The 3,348-nt window shown below is 47.7% G+C and carries 5 protein-coding genes; 2 read left to right on the plus strand and 3 right to left on the minus strand.

Annotated elements, in window-relative coordinates; genetic code table 11:
- Positions 1-115: 115 nt before the first annotated feature.
- Entirely contained in the window at positions 116-1,009 is an 894-nt protein-coding gene (locus JW953_23320) for an ROK family protein (protein MBN1995638.1), read from the minus strand.
- Between the two features lie 165 nt (positions 1,010-1,174).
- Here JW953_23320 and JW953_23325 point away from each other — a divergent pair, with 165 nt between their 5' ends.
- Together JW953_23325 and JW953_23330 are read left to right on the plus strand one after the other, a co-directional pair.
- The gene (locus JW953_23325; protein ID MBN1995639.1) at positions 1,175-1,495 is read left to right on the plus strand and encodes a helix-turn-helix transcriptional regulator; all 321 of its coding nucleotides are present in this window, start codon (positions 1,175-1,177) and stop codon (positions 1,493-1,495) included.
- Positions 1,482-2,426, plus strand: coding sequence for a site-specific DNA-methyltransferase (locus JW953_23330; protein ID MBN1995640.1), 945 nt, complete (start codon positions 1,482-1,484; stop codon positions 2,424-2,426). The genes JW953_23325 and JW953_23330 overlap by 14 nt, the downstream gene beginning before the upstream one ends.
- Here the strand turns inward: JW953_23330 and JW953_23335 are convergent.
- Positions 2,418-3,059 (minus strand): hypothetical protein, encoded by a 642-nt coding sequence (locus JW953_23335; GenBank protein ID MBN1995641.1) that lies wholly within the window; start codon positions 3,057-3,059, stop codon positions 2,418-2,420. The two genes, JW953_23330 and JW953_23335, sit on opposite strands and share 9 nt — an antisense overlap.
- A gap of 24 nt (positions 3,060-3,083) precedes the next feature.
- Positions 3,084-3,348 (minus strand): hypothetical protein (locus JW953_23340; GenBank protein MBN1995642.1); only part of this gene is annotated, 265 nt, incomplete at its 5' end.

Consider the following 3,348-nt stretch of genomic DNA (forward strand, 5'->3'; position numbering starts at 1 on the left):
AATAGCCTGGACCCGATAAATTTTAACGGCCAATTTTTATTTCGTGCTCAAAAAAGTGTCAACTAAATTGTGAACCATCCCGAATATAGTACATCATTTGATTTATTGAACTTGGCTATGATAACCGGATCTGTTGCTCGGCCAGAGCAATAGCTCCCAGCACGCCTGCTTTATTACCTAATCCCGGCGGCACAATGTAGGTGTCAATTTGTTCCAGAATAACCGGCGATTGTACGTAGCCGTTCAACAACGCCTGCACTTTTTGCCGGATCAAGGGGAAAAGTTGTTGCTGCTCCATCACGCCCCCGCCCATAATAATGCGCTGCGGCGACAGGGTGCAGATAAAGTTGACCAACCCCATGGCCAGATAATGCGCTTCGATTTCCCAGGCCGGATGGTCAACAGGCAGAGTCTCCCCGGGCTGGCCCCAGCGACCCTCCAGGGCCGGGCCGGCCGCCATGCCTTCCAGGCAATCGCCGTGAAAGGGACACGCGCCGGGATAATCGTCATCCGGGTGGCGCGGCGGGCGAATGTGACCCATCTCCGGGTGAATCAGCCCGTGCATTAACTTGCCGTTCACCATCCCACCGCCGCCCAGGCCCGTGCCGATGGTCAGATAAATGAAGGTATCCAACCCCTGCGCCGCGCCCCAGCGATACTCGCCCAGGGCGGCGCCGTTGACGTCCGTATCAAAGCCAACCGGCACGCCCAAGTCGCGGCCAATGATCCCGGCAAGGTTGGTGTTGGCCCAGCCGGGTTTGGGCGTGGAGGTGATGTAGCCAAACGTGGGCGAGTTGGGGTTGGGGTCAACCGGACCAAAGGAGGAAATGCCAATTGCGGCAAGGGATTCTTGTTTGGCCTGTTTCTCAAAATAGGCAGTGGCCCGGCCAATGGTTTCCTCCGGCGTGGTGGTAGGAAACCGGATTTCATTCCGCAGGTCGTCCGGGCCGGTGCCCACGGCACACACAAATTTGGTGCCGCCTGCTTCTATTCCGCCAAAAAGTGACATAGCCACCTCGCTTCAATCAGTAAGAATGGTCTGCAAAATATAACATTGTTCCGGGGATAAGCCAAGTTTGATTATTCAAGCATAGAAACATTGACACCTAACAGGGATTATAGTATAACTAGACAAAATATGTCAAAACAAAATCTGACAAGACAAGATTTGGCTATGGAATCTAACAAATCCCTGGGAAAGACAATTCGCGCCTTGCGCCAACAACGAGGTGAACCTCTGCGCATTGTAGCCGCGGCTATTGAAGTTGATTCAAGTTTGTTAAGCAAAATTGAACACGGTGAAAGACTCCCCACAGAACAGCAGTTAGAAAAAATTGCAACCTATTTTGAAATTCCTTTAGAGGGATTAACTGCTCGGGCCATAGCCGAAAAAATTGTGACCAGTTACGCTTCCAATATCACTACCCTCCAGGCATTAAAAATTGCCGAAGCGCGGATCAACTCTTATTTGGAGAATGCAGATGGGGATCAATGATTTCTTGTTTTCTTATGCTTTTGAATATTCTCACCGTTTTTTTGAGAAGTCTTTAGTTATTCACGCTGATTGTTTTGAATGGATGAAACGTATGCCTGAGTCCAGCGTCCATGCCATCGTAACAGATCCACCCTATGGCGTGAAAGAATATGATCCCGAGCAATTAGAGAAACGTATTAATGGAAATGGTGGGGTATGGCGTATTCCCCCTTCTTTTGATGGACATCAACGCTCCCCCTTACCACGTTTTACGGCACTCAATCAAACAGAGCGAACTCGAATCCAATCATTTTTTTCTGAATGGACTAAACTTGCGTTACAAGTTTTACGTCCAGGAGGGCATCTCTTTCTGGCTTCGAATGCATTTCTTTCCCAAGTTGTCTTTTCTTCAATTATTGAAGAAGGGTTTGAATTTCGCGGTCAGATTATCAGATTGGTAAAAACATTGCGTGGTGGCGATAGACCTAAAAATGCAGAAAAAGAATTTCCTGATGTTTGCACAATGCCAAGAGGCGGCTATGAACCCTGGGGCCTTTTTCGGAAACCTATCCCTGAGGGGATGAAAGTGAGTGATTGTTTGCGGGAATTTCAAACAGGAGGGTTACGCCGTAAATTAGATGGCAAGCCCTTTGAGGATGTTATTGAAAGTGAACGTACGCCTCAAAGGGAACGCGAAATCGCCGCTCATCCAAGCCTAAAACCACAATCTTTTCTTCGACAAATTATTTATGCCTCTTTGCCGCTTGGTGAAGGTATTGTGGTTGATCCGTTTATGGGATCTGGTTCTACAGTGGCTGCCACAGAGGCAGTTGGTTACGCCTGCATTGGGATTGAACGACTTGAGGAATATTATGTAATGAGCCAGCAGGCTATACCCAAGTTAGCGCAATTAACAACTATGGAAACACGCCAACTAAATCTATCAATTTAGGTCCTCATATAACCAGTTCTCTTTCATTTTCTTCACCCCGGGTTGATTTACACTGGCCGTAATTGTTCGTCGGCTGGTACCAGAACGTCCTGAAAAGGTCCAATCATTTTTGTTTAGTTTTGCAGCATACACTCCTTTAAAGCAGAAAGGTTTAGGAGCTACCCCTTTCCCTTTATCTCTGGACGTATTGCTGTCGAAATAGAATACCATAAGCCAGATAGATTCAGGGTTGTGGCCTTGCCATCCACTTTTATGACGTGAACCTTTAATTTCAATGCCTTCACTGGCATATTGCACAGCATCGTTAGGAAACAGTCCTTTTGGTATCAAGTCAGGATGACCATTGTGATATAGGTTCTTTACCAGGCCAGAACAATATTTGGGAATGCTCATGTTCATGAATTCTCCAACAATACTGCTGAAGTTGGCGGGCATTAAGAAAGTTTCAAGGCGAGGAATATCTTTTGTGCGAAGTTGTTGATTGATGAATCCCAGGAAATCCAAGAAATCATTCATGGCCCGGTGTATATGTTCAGTTGTAAGATCATAGGGAAGGGTATAGCTGGGATTAAAGCAATTAGGGTTAACCGGTTTTGGAATACAAGCAAGTATCTCATTTTTGTCTTCTGACATAGCATAACTGGCCCTTCTAAATGTCTATTTATGATGCTCTTGCAGGCTCCTTGCCGAAAGCTGATGCGCCTTTACCGCTTTAATACCGTTAACCGCGGCAGCCGCGGCAGACAGGGTAGTGGTGAGTGGAATGCTGTGCCGCGTGGCCGCCATGCGGATTTCTTTGCCATCCGTGTGCGCCTCGCGGCCCAAGGGGGTGTTGATGATGAGCTGCACCTGGCCCGCTTCAATGGCGTCAACGGTATGCGGTGAGCCTTCGCTCACTTTGTTGACCGACTGGACCACTAAC

Source organism: Anaerolineae bacterium (assembly GCA_016931895.1).
Classification (GTDB): domain Bacteria; phylum Chloroflexota; class Anaerolineae; order 4572-78; family J111; genus JAFGNV01.

Coding starts and splice junctions, on each gene's coding strand:
- JW953_23330 (MBN1995640.1), top strand. CDS start 1,482: ATGGGGATCAATGATTTCTTGTTTTCTTATGCTTTTGAATATTCTCAC.
- JW953_23325 (MBN1995639.1), top strand. CDS start 1,175: ATGGAATCTAACAAATCCCTGGGAAAGACAATTCGCGCCTTGCGCCAA.
- JW953_23320 (MBN1995638.1), bottom strand. CDS start 1,009: ATGTCACTTTTTGGCGGAATAGAAGCAGGCGGCACCAAATTTGTGTGT.
- JW953_23335 (MBN1995641.1), bottom strand. CDS start 3,059: ATGTCAGAAGACAAAAATGAGATACTTGCTTGTATTCCAAAACCGGTT.